This is a genomic window from Cryobacterium cryoconiti, from assembly GCF_004403065.1.
Taxonomy (GTDB): Bacteria; Actinomycetota; Actinomycetes; order Actinomycetales; family Microbacteriaceae; genus Cryobacterium; species Cryobacterium cryoconiti.
In genome coordinates, this window is the sequence record NZ_SOHA01000039.1 from 99,960 (window position 1) to 117,335 (window position 17,376).

Sequence of the window (17,376 nt, forward strand, 5' to 3'; positions counted from 1 at the left end):
GGGTACACCATGCAGGCTTTCGCCAGCGCCGAAGATCTCAAAAATGCATGGCGTACCCTCACCGTGGACGAAGCTGCGTCCGCCGACGCACTGCTCGAGGAGGCCTCCAACAAATTGAGGGGGGTCTCCCCGGGCATCGACGCCCGCGTCCTGACGAACGAACTGGCGAAAGCCAACGCGAAGGCCGCAGTCGTGAACGCCGTGAAGCGCGTGTTCATGAACCCTGAGGGCTACCTCACCGAGACCATCGACGGCTACGTCTACCGGTTCGACTCCGCGATCTCCCGCGGCGAGGTCTACATCAGCGAGGCCGACCTCGCCACCCTCCGCCGGCGGCGCGCCAGCTGGGGCACTGTGAACCTCCGGGCCGGGATATGAGCGCGACCAGCGCGCTCCGCCGCGGCCGCGCCGCCCACGAGAAACTCATGATCGACCGCTGCGTCATCGAGAGCGTGACGACAAGCGCCACGCTCAACGAAGCCACCGGCAACTACGACACCATCCGCACCCGCGTGTACCCGCCGCTCAGTTCGCTCGACGCTGACGGGCCCTGCCTCCTCGCCTTCAATGACACCGTCGTCCAGCAGGTCGACGCGGCCGGCCAGATCCTCACCCAGAACACGGCGATCCTCTCACTTCCCGTCGCCACCTCCACCGAGGTCGCCAAAGACCACATCGTCACCTATACCGCCAGCGTGAACGACGCCGACCTGGTCGGCGTGCAGCTGCGCGTCGAGGGCCCCCAGCACGAGACATTCGGGACCGCCCGCAAACTCCGCGTCGAGGAGACCTGATGGCTGACTTCGACTTCAGCGAATTCGACCGCCTCGCCGCTGACCTCGCCGAGGTACCCAAGAACACCGGCCCGTGGATCAACTCAGCAATCCACGTCACCTCGCAGAAAGTCCGGAAGTCCTGGCAGGACAAGCTCCGAGGCTCCCGCAGCCTCCCCGGCCTACCTTCTGCGGTCACCTACGACATCACCACCTTCCAGGGGTTCGGTGCCTCGGTCATCCAGTCAGAGATCGGCTTTGACAAGGCCCGCCGGCAGGGTCCGCTCGGAGTCTTCTCCGAGTACGGGTCGATCAACAACCCGCCACGGGGGTTCGGCCTTGCCGCTCTCCAGGAGAACCAGGACGACTTCCAAGAGGGACTAGCGCGAGCCGTCGACGACGCGCTGAAGGAGTCGGGACTGTGAGACAACACACCGCCTGGCTTGTTGCCACGATCCAGGAGATCCCCGCCCTCGCTACGAAGACGTTCGTGACGGTCGCCAAGTACCCGGCACCCAGCGCAGACGTGAAGGTCCTTCCCCCCTACGTCGTCATCCACCCGACCGCCGGGGCCGACAAATCAGACCGGCTGGACGGGCCGGCCGTGACCCAGTCCCCCCGCTTTGTCGTCCATGCGGTCGGGCTGAATGCCGACCAGGCCGCCTGGGCTGCCGAAGCGATCAAGGACCAGCTGCTCATCAACGGCCGCGGCGTCATCCCAGAAATTCCCGGAGAACGCCCCGGGCAGGTCTGGTACACGTCCCCACTGCCAATCCAACTCGACACAGACGTCTCCCCGGCTCTCTGCTACCACGTCGCCGAGTGCGGTTTCAGCAGCGACCCCGCGTAGTCCCCATCACTTCACCGGCTACCTGCCGGTGATTCCGGAATGCCCGGAAACAAAAAACCCCCGCTTGAGGGGAGAACCGAAAGGACAACCCCATGGCAGATTCCGCCGACACTGTTCCCCCGGCCATCGACCAGAAGGGCAACACGGTTATCTGGTGGGTTCCCACCATCGCCGACCTCGCCGCCCCCAAAGCGTCCACCGAGATCGGCGCGGCAACCGCGTTCCGCATCACGCACAGCTTCACTCCCGCGGGCTGGCCGCTCGCTGGCTCACAGGCCACGATGCTCGACGAGCGTCTCGGCCTGATGACCCCGCTGGAGTCGCTCGACCAGCTCGTGCAGACGTTCGGGTCCGGCGTTGTCTACGTCGACTCCTCGGCAATCGGCTCGGCGGCTGTGGTCCTGAAGCCGATTTCCCCGCTCACGACCAAGGCCGGCAACTTCGTCGAGCGCCGCAACATCGCCAACACCGTCCTGGCGGCGGCCGCCCAGCCGGTGCGCACCATCCCGGTTCTGCTCGGCGGTCAGATCCGTGGCGCGGTCGACGGCACCGGCAAGTTCACCTACACGCAGCAGGCCGCCATCACCGGGCCGATCGTCGAAGGCGTTCTCGCCGTCTAACCAAAACCCCCTGCAGGGGCGTGCCCACAGTCGCGCCCCTGCAGGTCCCCCTCACCAACTGTGGATTTAACTGTGGAGGCAAGCATGTCCAGCATCACCGAGAAGATCGCAGCCGCGAAGGCTGCCCCAAAAACCACTCTCGACGTCACCGTTTCGCTGCTGCGGGACCTGGCCGAGAAGCGCGCCGAGCTCACCGCCGAGCTTGCGACCGCGAAGGAAGCGAACGACGACCGCCTGAGCGCGCCGACTGCGGCGAGTGTGGTGCAGGAGAAGCTTGACGAGATCCTGGCCGAAGAGGCCGACTCGCTGGTCACTCTCCGATTCACCCGCCTGCCCGGTGACGAGTGGACGAAGCTGACCCGTCTCTGCCCGCCCGACCCGAACAGCCTTCTGGATCAGTTCTACAAGTACAGCCTCGACGAGGTGTGCAAGCTCGCGGCCAAGTTCGTTCACGCTGACGGCACGGTGTACGGCCACGTGGTCAACGGTGACGACCTCGAGGTGCCGGTCGTGCATCGCAAGACGAAGAGCAACCCGAACCCGACCGACGAGTGGCAGGACATCTTCACCGCCACGTCCGGCCCCGAGTTCAGCTCCATCGTCGACGCCCTGTACGCGCTGAACGTGTACGGCCCGAGCGAACGGCTGCTCGAGCTGAAAAAAGTATCGGCGAGTCTGACCGCCTAAGGCAGACACTCAAGCTCGCCACTCGCATGGGCGTGGCTCCCCGCCGCCTGAATGGCTGGGAGCCGGCCGAGGTCACCGAGTATGAGCACGTCGACGGCGTGCTGGTGCGGTCGATCACGCGGTGCGAGGCCGAGTTCGACGATGAGCAGCGCGAATTGCTGCTGGCGTCGGCAGAGTTCGAGGCTTCTATCGACTCGAACGGGCATTTTCTCGCGGAAACGATGAGCCCCGAGGCTGACCCGATGAACTACAAAAGTACGCTGCGGTTCACTGCAGCGGGCCCGTTCTTCAACTATGCGGAGAAGGCTCGCCTAGACGACGTGGATCGTTACCGTGCCGAGTTCCCGAAGGACTCCCCGCCGAACCTCAACGGGGCGTACTGGGTCGTGGAGAAGCACGGTGAGCTAGCGGGCGACCCGAACGATTAGGGCGGCCACGGCGGTCCCTGCGGCTGCTGCGAGTACCCAGCCGGCGAGTGTGACGAAGCCGAGGCTCTGGCCGAGCATGCCGCCTAGCCCGATGAGGCACCCGAGCACAGCCAGCATGCCGGCGACCCGCAGCATCACGACGGGCGCAGTTCGTTTGGCGACATTCCCCTGATTAGTCATGCGCTGATCCTACAACTCAACATCCGGAGGACCGCAAAATGACCGATCGTACCGTCAAGGTTTCACTCACCGCACAGGTGACCGGGTACCTGCAGGGCATGGAGAAGGCTCGGAAGGCCACCGCTGACGCGGGAACTGCGGCTGAGCAGGCGGCGCGTCAGGTGGAGCAGCAGAAGCAGGCTATGGAGTCGGCAGGCCGCGGGCTTATGGTCGTTGGCGCGGTCGCCGTGGCCGCCACGGCTCTCTCGGTGAAGGCTGCAATCGGCTGGCAGTCGGCCTGGGCTGGCGTAACCAAGACGGTGGATGGCACCCCAGCTGAACTCGCAAAGGTGGAAGAGGGGCTGCGGTCCCTCGCCAAGGTCCTCCCCGCTACGCATGAAGAAATCGCTGGTGTGGCTGAGGCTGCGGGGCAGCTTGGCGTGGCACGTGAAGATGTCGTCGGCTTCACAAAGACGATGGTGGACCTCAGCGAGACAACGAACCTAAGTGCTGACGAGGCCGCCACCTCCATCGCTCAGATTTCCAACGTGATGGGCACGATGCGGCGCGAAGGGGCGGAGGGCGTGGAGCGTTTCGGTTCCGCGCTGGTTGCGCTCGGCAATGCGGGTGCCTCCACTGAGGCTGAGATCCTTGAGATGGCGAAGCGCATCGCAGGCGCGGCGAAGCTCGTGGGCGCGTCGGAGTCTGACGTGCTGGCCCTGGCGAACGCTATGGCCTCAGTTGGCATCGAAGCGCAGCTCGGTGGCGGCGTGATGTCCCGTGTGATGCAGCGCATGTACGCCGATGTGATGGAGGGCGGCGAGGGACTGGACAACCTGGCGAAGGTCGCCGGCGTCTCGTCCAAGGAGTTCGCTACCGCATTTGAGACTGACCCTGTTCGTGCGGTCGACATGATGGTGAAGGGCCTTGGCCGGGTAAAGGACGAGGGCGGAAACGTCATCGACACCATGGATGACCTCGGCGTCAAGGGCACCGAAGAGACGGGCGTGATCCTACGCTTGGCTGGTGCCGGCGACCTGCTGACCGACTCTCTGAAGCTGGGCGATTCCGCGTGGGAGTCAAACTCCGCCCTCGCCGAGGAGGCCGCGAAGCGGTACGCCACGGTTGAGTCGCAGTTGCAGGTCGCGAGCAACCGGGTCACGGATGCCGCCATCTCGTTCGGTCAGGTGTTCTTGCCTGCCGTGTCGGCGGCAGCTGAGGCTGTCGGTGGGTTCGCCAACCTGCTAGGCGGCATGGACCCTGTTCTGCAGGGCACGGTTGCGACCGTGGCCCTGATGGGCGGTGCTGTCGCCCTCGCGGGTGGCGGCTTCCTGCTCGCGGTCCCGAAGATCGCGGCGTACCAGTCGGCGCTTGTGGTGCTGTCCACGTCTTCGATGCCCGGTGTTGCTGCTGCAGCTGCTGGCCTGACCAGCGCTTCGGCGAAGTCTGGCGCGGCTCTTGCTGCCACCGCCAAATTCATGACCGGACCGTGGGGGCTTGCGCTCGCGGCTGCTGCTGTGGGCGTGAAGCTCATGGTCGACTACTTCGACTCGCTCAAGGCGACCTCGGCTGAGGTGACTAACAGCCTGACGACAGCTTCGGACGCTGCGCAAATCTTCGCAACCATCGGCGAGGGGCGCGAGTGGACGGCATGGCAGGACGTGACCGCGCAGCTCGAGGACCTGCCCGCCGTGTTGCAGGCTTCCGCCGAGCAGTCGGGCAACCTGTGGGCGCGCTTCGATCAGACCCACTTCGGGGCATTCGGGGCGCTCAAGGATCTCGGCACAGAGCTTGGGTCCCTGGCTTCCGAGGACCTGCCGAGCGCTCAGGCGGCGTTCCGGTTGCTCTCGGCGGAAACCGACGAATCCGAGCAGTCACAATGGCGGCTGCTCAATTCGATGCCCGGCTACAAGCAGGCACTCGTTGACCAGGCCAAAGAGCTTGGCATCAACGTCACATCGACTGACGAGGCCGCGAACAAGACGGCTCTACTTGAGCTGGCATTCGGCAGCGCAGCCCCGGTCGCCATCACGGCATCCGAGGCGTACCTCGCTGCGGCTGACGAGGCTTCGGCGCTGGCTGGCGAGGTTCTAACGCTAATGGAGGCCATCAACGAGGCCAACGGCATCGGTCAGGACGCGGTCTCTTCCAACGCGGCCTTCCAAGCTTCGATGGCTGGAATTTCCGACGAGGTGGAACGCCAAAAGGACGAGTTCATCAAGCTGCAAGAAGAGGGCTATGAAGAGGCAAATGGCACCCTTGAGGGTTTCGTCGGCACACTGGATGGGTTCACTCTCAGCCTGGACGAGTCCACGGCTTCGGGTTCGGCGAACGCCGCCATGCTTTCGGGTGTTGCGGCTGACGCCCAGGCGGCTGCGCTCGCACAGTTCGAGGTCGACAAGACCACGATGAGCGCGAAGGATGCGACTGACAAGTACATCACCACGCTCGGCCTCAGCCGTGAAGAGCTACAGAAGCAGGCCGAGGCGAATGGGTACAGCGCCGAAGAGGTGCAGAAGCTCCTCGACAAGGTGTTCGCCATGCCAACTGAACGAGAAACGAAGCTGCTTGTTAACACGGCACTTGCCACGGAGCAGTTGTCCCTATTCAAGGCGAAGTGGGATGGCGTCAAGATCACCGGCTCCCTGTTCATGGAGGCATCGAACGGTGACCGCAGCATGGCGGCGGCGGCGGCCCGGTACACGGGGCAGGCGCAAGCATATTTCGCCAACCCGCTAAATAAGGCGACTGGTGGCACCATTCACGGACCAGGAACCGCAACGTCGGACTCCATCCCCGTGATGCTGTCGAACGGCGAAGAGGTCACCCGTACGGCGATGGCTGACAAGTACCGGCCACTGCTGAAGGCGATCAATGCCGACAAGGTCGATCAGTACCGGGGCATTCCAGGTCTCGCAACTGGCGGCACTGCGGGCTACGCAGCCCCAGTGCAGTACGTCCCGTCCTACGGCGGCGGCGGCGGCGGCGGCGGCGGCCAATCCTCGGTGACCATATCCCCGACCGTTTCCCTAGCCGGCGCGACCCTCGTCATGAGTGTCGACGGCCGGCAGATGACCGCGGTCATCCAGGAGCAGATCGTGTCCGCATCGAACGCCAGTGCAAGTCAGATCCGTAGGGGGAAGCAGTGAGCCACGCACCAACAATTACACCGTTCTACAGCTGGAAGCCGTGCCCCCGCGCCGAGGTCCTGTTTACCTCGTTCGTGGCGGGCACGGCCACGGTCACCGTCCACCGCAAGGCGGGCGGTCAGGAGAAGGAAGTGCGCGGGGCGATCCGTGCTGCAGTCGCTGGCGCGCTCACCCGCATTGACATGGAAATCCCCGGCAATGGGACACCAGTGACGTACCGGGCGGAGATGTTCAACGCCGCCGGGGTACCGCTCGGGTTCACAGACTCGACGACGATCACAATGCACGTCCGGGAATCGTGGGTGCACAACCCGCTGGACCCACAGGGAGCCATCCCGATCGAGTTCCGCCCGTCTGCGGCGCGGTCCATCGTTCGCCCAACTGAGGGCAGCGTGGTCTATCCGACCGGGCGGCGCGTAGGTGTACTCGTGTCGGGACAGCGGCGCGGGGTGCAAGGCGTCGACCTCACCGTGGTGACGGACACCCTCGAGCATGCCGACAAACTGCAGGCCATGTTCGGCACCTATGACACGGACCTGCCGCCGATCCTGTGTTTCCGTTTGGGGACACGCGACCGGGTGCGACTTCCGTCCCCGTTCTTCGCCGCGGTTCTGGCAGCAGACGAGCAGGACGTGAACCTGGCTATGGGTCTGGGCGAGCAGATCACGACGGTGATGCAGGGCGACGAGGTTGCCCCTCCTGCCCCCGGTCTGTTCATCCCGCTCCTAACCCGCGCGGACCTCAACGCCTACTACTCGACACGCGCGGCGCTGAACGCCGATAACGCTTCCCGGCTCGCTGTGAACCGCCGCTACGACCTGATTGGAGCATCCAATGAGAGCGCACTCTGACGCACTCGCGCAGGTCCTCAGGGGCTCCTTCTCGCGCCGGCTGATCGCTGACGTGTTCCACGGTTCGGAGCGTGTTCTGCAAGACGTGGACCTGCTGTCTTGGTCGCTGGACGGCGATCTTGGGGCGGAGGTGAAGATGGGCGGCTCGGGTACGGTCGCGCACCAGTCAGTGCATGGAGAGTCCCTGACGCCGGAGGGGGCGGAGGGCATTCTGTCTCCGTTCCGCGCCCGCCTGTTCCTGCTCATGGAGGTAACAGTCGGCGGATTCTCGGAGACGGTACAGCTCGGCTGGTTCAAGGTGACGGGGGCCCCGTACGCGCAGGACCATTTCGCAACGGTGAACGGTGAGCGGGTGGTGATCGCGTCGGTCGTCGACCTGGTGTTCGAGTCGCTGGACGTGAACTTGAAGCGCCGCGGGTTCCGCAGCGAGGAGCAGCCGCCGTCTCTGGCGTCGTGCTGGGCTGAGATTCGCCGCATCACGAACATGCCCGTCGTCGAGTCGGTCCCTGATAAGCCAATCCCGGCCGCCATTGTGTACGAGGCGACGCGGGGTGGGCGACTCAAAGGCGTGCAGGCTCTCGCGGGGGTTCTGGGTGGGTCGGGTGTCATAAACCCGGCAGGCGCTGTCGTGGTCGTTCCCGACGTTGCTGGCGATCCGGTCGGCTCCCTGCTCATCGGCATGAACGGAACCGTGACAGATGTGCCTTATGCGGTGGAGACAGAGACCGTCTACAACTGCGTGGTGGGAAACTTCGAGACGGCTGAGCGCACGCCAATCTACGCAGTGGCACAGGTCACCATCGGCCCGCTCGCTGTCAGCGGCCCATATGGGGAGAACACCCTCTACGTGAGCAGCGACCTCGTGAAAACACAGGCACAGGCTGACGCATTCGTCGCAGCGAGGTTGGCTGCATCTGTGGGTTCGCAGCAGTTCGAGGTACCCATTCAGTGCATCATCAACCCGCTATTCGAACTGGGCGACCCGCTCAAAGTAGTTGGGCATGTCCGACCCCTGCAGGGAGTGCTCGTGAAGTTCGCCATGTCGGATTCGGAGCTGATGACGGTGACGTTGAAAGCCTCGCGGGTGCTCTGATGGCGTCGGACACTGAGCTGATCCTGAACAAGCTGGCGACGATCCCCGACGTTGGCTCCAAGCTGGGTGTGTTCGTTCGCATGGAGGGTGTGTTGGCGGTCGTGAACGTGGGCGACCGCGCCGTCACCCTCCCGTGCACAGGCTTCTACCCACCAGTCGAGGGCATGTCGGTGCAGCTTGAGCGCCGCAATGGGGCTCTGATCGTGACGGGGCCGGCCGCACAGTTGGCCCCGCTCGGTGTGATCAAGGCTGGCGGTTCCCCGAAGTGCACGGTGTTGGTCAGCGGCATCGAGCACATGCTCGGTTACCGCGACGGCTACGTGCCCGCGATCGGCGATGACGTGGAGATCAACTGGGCGACGGGCATCATTCAAGGCAAGGTGACGAGCGTTCCAGTGACGGTGATGCCAACGGAGAATCAGAGCGCGGCCCCGGTTGCGTTCGGGAACCTGCTCGTCATGGCCGCGCAATCAGGGTCGTTCAATGGGCGCTGGTGGACGAATGATGTCTACAACGGCGACAACAACACGGGTGCATGGTTCTACAGCTCCCGTGTGGCGGATGCCTTGCGCGGTGCGACGGTCACGAAGGTAGAAATATTCCTCAACCCCCGGCAGGCGTCCGGCAACTCCCCACAGATCGGCACGCACCCCTCGGGTTCAATGGGCGGCAACGTGGCAGTGTCCGGTCAGATCGCCCTTGAACCGCGCTCAGGCTGGGTGCAGATCCCGCTCGCATGGGTGGCTGCCCTCATGGCTGGCGGCGGAATCGGTGTCACCCGATCCGGATACACCATCTGGCGCGGCACCGGATCCGATGCGCTCTCGGGTGCGCTCCGGTTCACCGGCACCCGCTAACCCTTCCCATTCATGGCCTCGCTTCGGCGGGGCTATTCGCATTTAGGAGCACACTTTGGCAGCATCCACAGCAGTCGGCCCGCGCGGCCAACTCCGCTTCAACGTCCTCGAGGGCCCCGACCTGGGCGTCGACGAGGAGCTTCTCTCTGACCAGTGCGCCGAGATTGGCACGCGCCGAGTCGGCACCACTGCTGACCGCAACGCCCTCAGCGGGGCAAAAAAGTTCGTGGGCCTCCTATGGGGGGACACAACAGACAACCTCGAGTACCGGTATACGTCGACTGGGTGGAAGAAAGTGACCGGCCTCATTCGAGGCGGGGTTGGTGCCGGCACAAGCTCACAGGGCGGCGACATCACCGTGACGTTCTCATCGCCGTTCACGTCTGCCTGCACCGCCATCGTCGTCACTGACTCCAATACGGGCGGCGGCATCGGGCCGGTTCCTCTGAAGGTCGTTTCTCGGAGTGCTACGGGCGCGGTCATCCGGGTCATGCAGAACGAAGTTGCGGTTTCCGGCTTCCCGACATCGTTCAACTACATTGCGTTCGGCGACTGATGCTGAAGAACTACGTACTCAACGGGCCCTCGATCGTAATCGAGGATGACGACCGCAGCCCCGCCATTTCTTGGCTCAACCACCTGGCGCGAACCGGCGGCAAGCGCCCCGGGATCGACCTGGTGGCGCAAACCCCGCAGCCCGTGTACGCGCCCACCGATGGAGTCATGGAACGTCGACCGAACGACGGATCAGCGGGTAACTCCTGCCGGTTCTGGCACAAGCAGAACGCGGGCTGGGCGGACGTGTTCTCCCACCTGTCGACCTACGTGGGCCGCAATATGCAGGAGTTCAAACAGGGCGACCTCATCGCCTACACGGGCGACACCGGCGGGGTCACGGCGCACCTGCACCGACACCTACTCAATCCTGCCGGTGTGCGCTGCAACCCGTGGGACTACTTCATCTCATCCACCTCGCCCGCGGGGCTCGACGAGACCCCACTCCCCGAACTCTCGAAGGACACAGACATGCAGATTTTCAAAGTTGCCGGCGGCGCGATCGCCCTCGTCGGAGAACACACCGCCCTCGTCTACGGTTCGGCGTCGGGAGGCAACGCCTTCTCGATCGGCTCCAACGAGAAGGCGTTCGGCGCAGTCGGCGGGCTCAGCGCCGACGAACTGACCACCATCGTCCGTGAAGCGCAGGGCCGCCGTAACGACCTCGTGCGCGACGTCGCGGCTGCTGTTGCCAAGGCACTCCCAGCGTCTGTCGGCGGGTCCACACCAGCCATCGACTACGCAGCGCTCGCCAAGGCAGTGAACGACGACGCGGCACGCCGGCTGGCTCAGTAGCTGCCTGATGCCGTGCCGTCACGACCCTGCCTCGGTATGCCCGTGCTGGCGGTCGTGCGACTGGTGCATCTGCCCGAAGCCTGAAAGACCCAGCACCCCCGGCGCGTGATCCAACATGCGCCGGGGGCTGACCCGCCCCGCCAATAGCAGCAAGGAGGGCTAGCCATGAACGCTACCCGAGCCCACCCCGCCCACCCCCGAGCAGACCCACATCTGAGGATGCAACGAGCGCGCGCGTGACCGCCGAACCCGAGCCGAACGGGTGGGAACTCCTACGCAGCATCCGCGACCTCAAAGACTCCGTCGACGGTGTCGCCCGCGGCATGGTCACTCAGATCCAGCACACCGCGGCAACCGATCGAATCCAGAAGCTGGAAACCGACCGTGACGAGCAGCGGAAAACGAGGGCCCAGCAATGGTTCGCCATCGGCATCAGCTTCCTCGGCATGGTCGGCACCGTCGTCACAGGCATCGTCCTGTTCAGTATCAAAGGAGCATGATGATCCGCACCGAACGAAAATGGCAGATCGCCACTGGGATTGTGGGGATGCTGACCCTCTCCATATTCACGGCCGGGGCCGTCTACCTCGGGGCCGCCAACGCCGACCTGCGCTCTGAGCTCACCGCCGCCAGGCAGGACACGCGCGCGGCCACGGAGAACGCGAACGGGCTCTACCAGCAGCTGCTCACCTCCGGCATCGAGCCGGAAGCGGAGAAGCCCGCGGAGGTCATCGCGGGCGACACCGGCAAGTCCGGCAACGACGGCGCACCCGGGCGGCCACCCACCGCCGAAGAGGTGTCGTCGTCCGTGGCCGCCTACTGTCTGATCCGCCTCGACTGTGTCGGCGCTGCAGGTCCGGCTGGCCCGGTCGCTCCCGCACTCATCCCGCTCGACGGTGAGGACGGGGCCGACGGCACAGACGGGGCCGCTGGCGCAGACTCGACCACCCCCGGCCCGGTGGGCACGACTGGCGCTGATTCAACCGTCCCCGGCCCCGCTGGACCGAGCGGCCCTGGCATCACCGCCGTTGCCTGCCAGGACGACGGGGACTGGCTGTTCACCCTCACTCACCCCGACACCACCACAACCACCCTGACCGTCGCAGGCCCCTGCCGCGTCGAGCCGATCACCACCCCCTCCGAAGGAGCGACCCCATGACCATCACCTTCCCCCCGATCCGCGAACGCGCGATCGCCTACATCCGCACGTTCGTGCCCCTCGTCGTCGGCTCTGCCCTCGGCTGGGCGCTGCTCACCTTCACGTGGCTCGGTGACTTCCTCAGCTCCGCCGCGACATTCCTGCCCCCGGACGTGTCGCCACGGGTACTCCTGAACGCTGCGGCCACCGCGGCCGTCATCGCCCTCTACTACTGGGGTGCCCGCCAGCTCGGCAAACGCTGGCCGCAGGCGGAGAAGTGGCTGCTCGGATCCAGCGCGGTCCCGACCTACACCGCCGTCGAGCCCTCCCGTACAGCCCAGCACTCGCTCTAACCACCCCTGATCCAAAGGAGCACTCGTGCCCACATTTTCACCCACCCCACCCCTGCTGAACGGCGCTGAAGAACTCGCAGGCGGCACCATTTACACGAACGCGCCCACCCCGTTCTCGACCTCGGCGGGTCTGATTACCAGCGCCCGGGCCAAGGGCATCGTCAAGGCCGGCGTGATCCTCCGTGAGGATGAGCTCGGCCCGTTCGTGATCCCGGCGGCGACAGCTGACGCACCTCTCGAGGTGCTGCTCATCCTGGACTCGTGGGTGAACGGAAAGATGGAGTCGGTGTCGTGGCCGCGCACGGTGATGGTGCCGGGCACGGCGACGGTGACATGGGCCGACCTGGTCGACGTGGTGCCGGTGAACACTGCGGGCTACGCGGTACCGCTGTGGATGGCGGACGTCATCGCGGCCCGGGACGCAACCGTGACTGCCGCCGCTGCTGCCGAGACTTCCCGCGTGGCCGCTGCTACTGCCGCCGCATCCGTCCCCACCGAAGCGGAACTAACTGCCACTATGGCACCAGTGACAACGCAGGTCCCGCCGACGTTGCGTAACGCGGTCATCACCGTGAACGGTGGCACCGACCCCCGCTTTGTGGAGTATTTCGGCGGCTACATGTGGGGCGGCAACGGTTCAATCGGAGACATTTACCGCAGCGCTGATGAGGGTGTGACTTGGCAGCTGTATTGCAACTCGTGGCCCGGTGTTGGTGATGAGGCGTTCATTGGCCGCATTGTTCCCACATCGGATGGTGAGGTGCTGGTTATGTCTGCGCATGAACTGCGCAAGTCTTCTGGCTGGGCGAACGGGAACGCCGCCACTTGGTCAACGTCGAAGATCACCCCGAACGGCACCGGCATTTTCAACAGCTTCGGCCTCGACGGCGACGGAACCAAGTTCATCATGGTCGAATATTCGGCTACAACATGGGCTGACTCCCGCTACGGGTACATCAGTACCGACTCGGGCAGCACGTTCATTCGCCGGTATGACTCGGTGTTGCAGATCGGCACCGCAAACACCGCAGTGTCGCACCTGCACGGTGCCTGCTACGACCCGATCAGTGACCGCTTCTACGTGGGCGAGGGCCACGGGCCAGGCGGTGGAATCCACCACTCGTCCAACAACGGACTGACGTGGGCTGTCGCACCGGGCATGCGAATGGCGGAAGATAACGGCAACTTCAACGCGCCGACCGTGATCCGTTCAACCGTGGACGGTCTTGTTCTCGGCTCTGACAATGGGCACAACGGTCTGTTCGGTGTTGTTCGTGAGGCCGACCCCATGAAGCAGGTTGTTGTGCAAACCTGGAACATGAAAACGGGGCGTGCGGGCCTCGTCGCTTTCGCTACGGGTTCGTGGAAGGACCCGCGCGACAACTTCGTCTATGTGACGTTCCGCGCCGAATATGACGACACCCGCCCCGCCATCGCAGCCGGCACCGCACATTCTGGCGGGCTTGTCTACGAATGGCCGACCCTCCCCAGCCTTGGCGGGCAGGACTCGTTCTTCACCGCAGTTCGTACAGGGCCGAACACGATGACTGCGTATGCGCTCATCAATGGCAGCCCGACGACCGTTCGCGGCTCCATCGGTGCCCCCGGCAGTGTCCGAATTTGGGAGGCTGACACTGGGGACGTGTTCGGCGGCCACACCACCACGGACACGTCAACTGCTGTCGGCCTTGCAATGGTGGTCGGCGGACAGTCTGTCGCCATTGGTGCCGGTGCCGCTGCGACCGGTGCTGACATTGTGGCGGTCGGATACAAGACCGTCGTCACCGCTGACGCCGGAACCGCCATCGGTCGCCTCGCATCTGCCGGCAACGCCGGGACCGCTGTGGGCCGTGGCGCAACCGCCGTCAGTGGCGCGGTTGCTGTCGGGTACGGCACCAACTCGTCGGGTACGGATGCGGTAACGATCGGTGTGAACGCCAAAGCCGTGGTCAGCTCCATAGCAATTGGTTCCGGGGCAGACGCGACCGGCTACGGAAACACTGTTGCGCTCGGCGCGGGCACGGTCGTCACCCGCGCCTCACAGGTTGCCGTGGGCGACCGCGACGTGGAAGTGCAGTCCACAACGAAGGGGTTCGTGCTCGCCTCCCCCGATGGAACCCGCTACCGCATCCGCGTAGGAAACGGTGGGGCGCTCAGTATCACCGTGGCTGCGTAACCATTCGACCGTGTGACACCCGCACCGACCCGACACTCAACGGGTCCGGTGCGGGTGCCAACACGGCAAGGCGTGAGAACACGGCCAAAACCACCCACGAAGCCGGGGCCGATTCCCACGTGCCCGACAAGTAAGCGGGGGCTGACGCGAGCAAGAACGCACCCAGAAGGACAGCACGCAGGCGGGCATCAACCGCCCCAACACCATTTGAGAGCGTCGTCCAGAACAAGGCCACGAACAGCAGCAACCCCACCAGACCCAAGCTGACACCCACCTCTAACAAGGCGTTGTGCGCACCAATCCCCGTCCCGCTCTCAACATGAAACCCACCCATGCCAATCCCGGCCAGCGGGTGCTGCGCCCAAATCTGACGCGCCAACGGCCACAGAACAAGCCGCCCCGACCAGTCACCTGTCGCACGGTCGCCACCCTCAAACACAAGAGACGCCTTATCTGACACCCCCGAAATCATCAGGACGCACACCACCAGCAACGCGACCACCAGAGCCTTCAACGGCGGGCGGCGGGCAGCCCAGCAAAGAACGAGCCACACGGCAACAAGGCCCACCCCGAGCAGCGCACCACGGGTCCCTGCGAGTTCAACGCCGACCGCAAGGGAAACCAGCACAACGAGCAGCGCCACCCGTGCACGCTTGGTGCGCGGCCCCGTCATCCACAGCAGAACAATCAGCGCGAACCCGGACGCTAGGGCGTAGGCCAAGTAGTTGACGTTCAAACCCTCCACCCCAACACGAGCACCCTCTGCCGCCTGATTCTCGAAGATGGTTTGAGCCACAGCAAAGAACGCCCCTACGAGGTAGCCGGTGGCCACAAGGCGCAATTGTTGGAGGGTCTGGATGTAGTCCACGGTTGCGATGAAGATGATGAGCAGCGCCGCCCACATGATTGTGGATTGTCCCGCAGCGGGGTTGACGGACCAGCTCACAGACAGCCAAATCCAAGCCAGCAACGCGATTGCGAGGAGGACGGATGGTGTGATGCGCAACCGTCCCGGCCTGCCGAACAAGAACACGACACAGGCGACGAACGGCCCAACGGTGAGAACCAGTGTGGGGTCAAAAGTGGAGAGGCCCGCAAGTGCAGCCATGAGCCATCCGCGCGGCCCTACACCTGGCTGTGTAATGTTTTGTGGGCGCATGGTTGCGAGTGTATCTCAGCGCGCAATATCAACCGCAGGCATACCGGCCTACACCCCGTCTAAACAACCCACATAGCAGCACGACACCTCGGCCCCGGTCGCTCTCTTCGGAGGGCGGCCGGGGCCGTTTCGTCGTGGTGGTCGGCGCTGTCACCTCGAGGGCGTATAGTCGCACGAACAAGAAAGGCCCCGCCCGGTGCGCTAACACCAGACGAGGCAGTCAACCCCAGCACCGATCAGAGCACATGGAGTCAACATGACAAACCCTAGCGCCATCACGCATCTCTTCAAGGCCAGCATGACTGAGGAAGAGATCGCCGCCGCGGCCTTCCTCGCCCGGTACACCGGCGACACCCGCACCATGTACCTGGCGGACCTGCGCATCCTCTTCGACTGGTGCGCCGTCAACGGCATCAACCCCCTGCAGGCGTCCCGCGTGCACCTGGAGTTCTTCGCCCGCTACCTCGAGGAGGAACGCGGCAACGGGGCCGCCGCCGTGCACCGCCGCCTCTCCACCCTCAAAGGCTTCTACCGCATCGCACTCGCCGACGACCGCATCACGAAGGACCCGACCGTGTTCCTGCGGATGCCGAAGGTCCAGTACGACGAGGCGCGCACGCTCGGCCTCTCCCGGATCGAGCTGGGCCGCTTGGTTGCCACCGCCCGGGCGAGCTCGCCGACAAACGGTGCCCTGGTCACGCTGATGGGGTTGCTCGGCCTGCGCGTCTCCGAGGCCTGCAACGTGCAGATCGAGGACTTCGCGCACGAGGTCCGCGGCCACCAGGTGCTGCGCCTGGTCGGCAAGGGCGGGAAGCCGGCCACCATCCCCCTGCCGGTGCCGGTGCTCCGCGCGCTGCGGGAGTGCGCCGGCGACCGCACCTCGGGCCCGCTCATCCTCCGGAAGAACGGCACGCCGATGGACCGCCGCGCCGCGTACACCCGGATCAAGTCTCTGGCCAAGGCCGCCGGGCTCCCCGCCGGCGTCCACCCGCACACCCTGAGGCACGCGAGCATCACAGCGGCGCTCGATGCGGGTGCCCCGCTCCGTGACGCGCAGATCTTCGCGAGGCACTCCGACCCCCGAATCACCACTCGGTATGACCGTGGCCGGCAGAACCTCGATCGGCACGCCGCGCACCTGGTCAGCGCGTTCATCTCCGGCGCAGCGTAGCCGCCCGGCCCCTCGGCCTCGCCCCGTCCTACTCCGGTAGGGCGGGGCGTTTCGCTGTGCCCCGGAGCTCGACGACGTCGCCCTCCTGCGAGCGCAGCTGTGCGAGTCGGTGGTGGCCGGAGATCAGGTCGGGGTCGTCGTCGGGGAGGGTGTCGGGATCCTCGTCGAGATGGAGGTGTTCGAGGTCGTCTCGCATGCCCGGCAGCATACCTACATTCGGGCGGGTGCTGGTTTCCGTCTGGGTGCCGGTGGTTTCTGTTCGGGTACCTCGTTTTGGGGGTGGGTTTTCGACAGCGCCGGGGTGATTAGGTGTAGGTATACCTACATATGGGGTCTGTTTGGGGATAGTGTGGGCCTACAACCGAAAAGGGAAATTCCCTGATAATCCGCGTCATTGCCGGGAAGTAGGGGGTAAGCGCTATCGTGCCTGCACGGTTTCAAGCCCCGTTACTCACCCCAATAGAAACACGCAGTGGCCGCCCTGTGGTCGTGCGACCGGAGCATCGTCTCCCGGTCGCACGGCCACATCTCCGGTACCACCCGTTTCCCCCTGCCAGTCCTC

21 protein-coding genes are annotated in these 17,376 nt (G+C 64.9%); 18 read left to right on the forward strand and 3 right to left on the reverse strand.

Annotated features, from left to right (window positions below):
* Nucleotides 1-9 precede the first annotated feature (9 nt).
* The 7 genes from E3T49_RS13345 (at nt 10) to E3T49_RS13375 (ending at nt 3,358) form a co-directional block, all read left to right on the forward strand.
* The gene (locus E3T49_RS13345) at nt 10-378 is read left to right on the forward strand and encodes a Gp19/Gp15/Gp42 family protein (RefSeq protein WP_134425388.1); all 369 of its coding nucleotides are present in this window, start codon (nt 10-12) and stop codon (nt 376-378) included.
* Nucleotides 375-794, forward strand: coding sequence for a DUF6093 family protein (locus tag E3T49_RS13350; protein WP_134425389.1), 420 nt, complete (start codon nt 375-377; stop codon nt 792-794). The genes E3T49_RS13345 and E3T49_RS13350 overlap by 4 nt, the downstream gene beginning before the upstream one ends.
* Nucleotides 794-1,198, forward strand: coding sequence for a hypothetical protein (locus E3T49_RS13355; protein ID WP_134425390.1), 405 nt, complete (start codon nt 794-796; stop codon nt 1,196-1,198). The genes E3T49_RS13350 and E3T49_RS13355 overlap by 1 nt, the downstream gene beginning before the upstream one ends.
* Entirely contained in the window at nt 1,195-1,623 is a 429-nt protein-coding gene (locus E3T49_RS13360) for a hypothetical protein (RefSeq protein ID WP_134425391.1), read from the forward strand. The genes E3T49_RS13355 and E3T49_RS13360 overlap by 4 nt, the downstream gene beginning before the upstream one ends.
* Before the next feature lie 92 nt (nt 1,624-1,715).
* Nucleotides 1,716-2,243: a phage tail tube protein gene (locus tag E3T49_RS13365; RefSeq protein ID WP_134425392.1), complete on the forward strand. Its 528-nt coding sequence runs from the start codon at nt 1,716-1,718 to the stop codon at nt 2,241-2,243.
* Between the two features lie 84 nt (nt 2,244-2,327).
* Nucleotides 2,328-2,930, forward strand: coding sequence for a hypothetical protein (locus E3T49_RS13370; protein ID WP_134425393.1), 603 nt, complete (start codon nt 2,328-2,330; stop codon nt 2,928-2,930).
* A 26-nt stretch (nt 2,931-2,956) separates the two neighbouring features.
* A complete protein-coding gene (locus E3T49_RS13375; protein ID WP_134425394.1) occupies nt 2,957-3,358 on the forward strand; it encodes a hypothetical protein in 402 nt (133 codons plus the stop codon).
* On the opposite strand, the gene E3T49_RS13380 is transcribed toward E3T49_RS13375, so the two are convergent.
* Nucleotides 3,335-3,538 carry a hypothetical protein gene (locus tag E3T49_RS13380; RefSeq protein WP_134425395.1) on the reverse strand — a complete coding sequence of 68 codons (204 nt, stop codon included), beginning with the start codon at nt 3,536-3,538 and terminating at the stop codon, nt 3,335-3,337. The genes E3T49_RS13375 and E3T49_RS13380 overlap by 24 nt on opposite strands.
* 38 nt (nt 3,539-3,576) lie before the next feature.
* On the opposite strand from E3T49_RS13380, the gene E3T49_RS13385 reads away from it, so the two are divergent.
* The 10 genes from E3T49_RS13385 to E3T49_RS13430 all read left to right on the forward strand — a co-directional run bounded on the left by E3T49_RS13385 (nt 3,577) and on the right by E3T49_RS13430 (nt 14,484).
* The gene (locus E3T49_RS13385) at nt 3,577-6,666 is read left to right on the forward strand and encodes a phage tail tape measure protein (RefSeq protein ID WP_134425396.1); all 3,090 of its coding nucleotides are present in this window, start codon (nt 3,577-3,579) and stop codon (nt 6,664-6,666) included.
* Entirely contained in the window at nt 6,663-7,517 is an 855-nt protein-coding gene (locus tag E3T49_RS13390; RefSeq protein WP_134425397.1) for a hypothetical protein, read from the forward strand. Before E3T49_RS13385 ends, E3T49_RS13390 begins: the two co-directional genes overlap by 4 nt.
* Nucleotides 7,501-8,610, forward strand: a complete 1,110-nt coding sequence (locus tag E3T49_RS13395; RefSeq protein ID WP_134425398.1) for a hypothetical protein — start codon at nt 7,501-7,503, stop codon at nt 8,608-8,610. The genes E3T49_RS13390 and E3T49_RS13395 overlap by 17 nt, the downstream gene beginning before the upstream one ends.
* Nucleotides 8,610-9,467: a hypothetical protein gene (locus tag E3T49_RS13400; RefSeq protein ID WP_134425399.1), complete on the forward strand. Its 858-nt coding sequence runs from the start codon at nt 8,610-8,612 to the stop codon at nt 9,465-9,467. The genes E3T49_RS13395 and E3T49_RS13400 overlap by 1 nt, the downstream gene beginning before the upstream one ends.
* Nucleotides 9,468-9,522: 55 nt before the next feature.
* The gene (locus E3T49_RS13405; protein ID WP_134425400.1) at nt 9,523-10,023 is read left to right on the forward strand and encodes a gp53-like domain-containing protein; all 501 of its coding nucleotides are present in this window, start codon (nt 9,523-9,525) and stop codon (nt 10,021-10,023) included.
* On the forward strand, nt 10,023-10,817 hold the full coding sequence (locus E3T49_RS13410; protein ID WP_134425401.1) for a M23 family metallopeptidase: 795 nt from the start codon (nt 10,023-10,025) through the stop codon (nt 10,815-10,817). Before E3T49_RS13405 ends, E3T49_RS13410 begins: the two co-directional genes overlap by 1 nt.
* A 236-nt stretch (nt 10,818-11,053) precedes the next feature.
* On the forward strand, nt 11,054-11,317 hold the full coding sequence (locus E3T49_RS13415; RefSeq protein WP_134425402.1) for a hypothetical protein: 264 nt from the start codon (nt 11,054-11,056) through the stop codon (nt 11,315-11,317).
* Nucleotides 11,314-11,976: a hypothetical protein gene (locus tag E3T49_RS13420; protein WP_134425403.1), complete on the forward strand. Its 663-nt coding sequence runs from the start codon at nt 11,314-11,316 to the stop codon at nt 11,974-11,976. Before E3T49_RS13415 ends, E3T49_RS13420 begins: the two co-directional genes overlap by 4 nt.
* Nucleotides 11,973-12,308, forward strand: coding sequence for a hypothetical protein (locus E3T49_RS13425; RefSeq protein ID WP_134425404.1), 336 nt, complete (start codon nt 11,973-11,975; stop codon nt 12,306-12,308). The genes E3T49_RS13420 and E3T49_RS13425 overlap by 4 nt, the downstream gene beginning before the upstream one ends.
* Before the next feature lie 241 nt (nt 12,309-12,549).
* Nucleotides 12,550-14,484, forward strand: a complete 1,935-nt coding sequence (locus E3T49_RS13430; protein WP_134425405.1) for a hypothetical protein — start codon at nt 12,550-12,552, stop codon at nt 14,482-14,484.
* Here the strand turns inward: E3T49_RS13430 and E3T49_RS13435 are convergent.
* Nucleotides 14,468-15,592: an O-antigen ligase family protein gene (locus E3T49_RS13435; protein WP_166785556.1), complete on the reverse strand. Its 1,125-nt coding sequence runs from the start codon at nt 15,590-15,592 to the stop codon at nt 14,468-14,470. The genes E3T49_RS13430 and E3T49_RS13435 overlap by 17 nt on opposite strands.
* A gap of 307 nt (nt 15,593-15,899) precedes the next feature.
* On the opposite strand from E3T49_RS13435, the gene E3T49_RS13440 reads away from it, so the two are divergent.
* Complete coding sequence (locus tag E3T49_RS13440) at nt 15,900-16,814, forward strand: tyrosine-type recombinase/integrase (protein WP_134425407.1); 915 nt, start codon at nt 15,900-15,902, stop codon at nt 16,812-16,814.
* 28 nt (nt 16,815-16,842) lie between these two features.
* On the opposite strand, the gene E3T49_RS16240 is transcribed toward E3T49_RS13440, so the two are convergent.
* Nucleotides 16,843-17,010 carry a hypothetical protein gene (locus E3T49_RS16240; RefSeq protein ID WP_166785557.1) on the reverse strand — a complete coding sequence of 56 codons (168 nt, stop codon included), beginning with the start codon at nt 17,008-17,010 and terminating at the stop codon, nt 16,843-16,845.
* Nucleotides 17,011-17,376 lie beyond the last annotated feature (366 nt).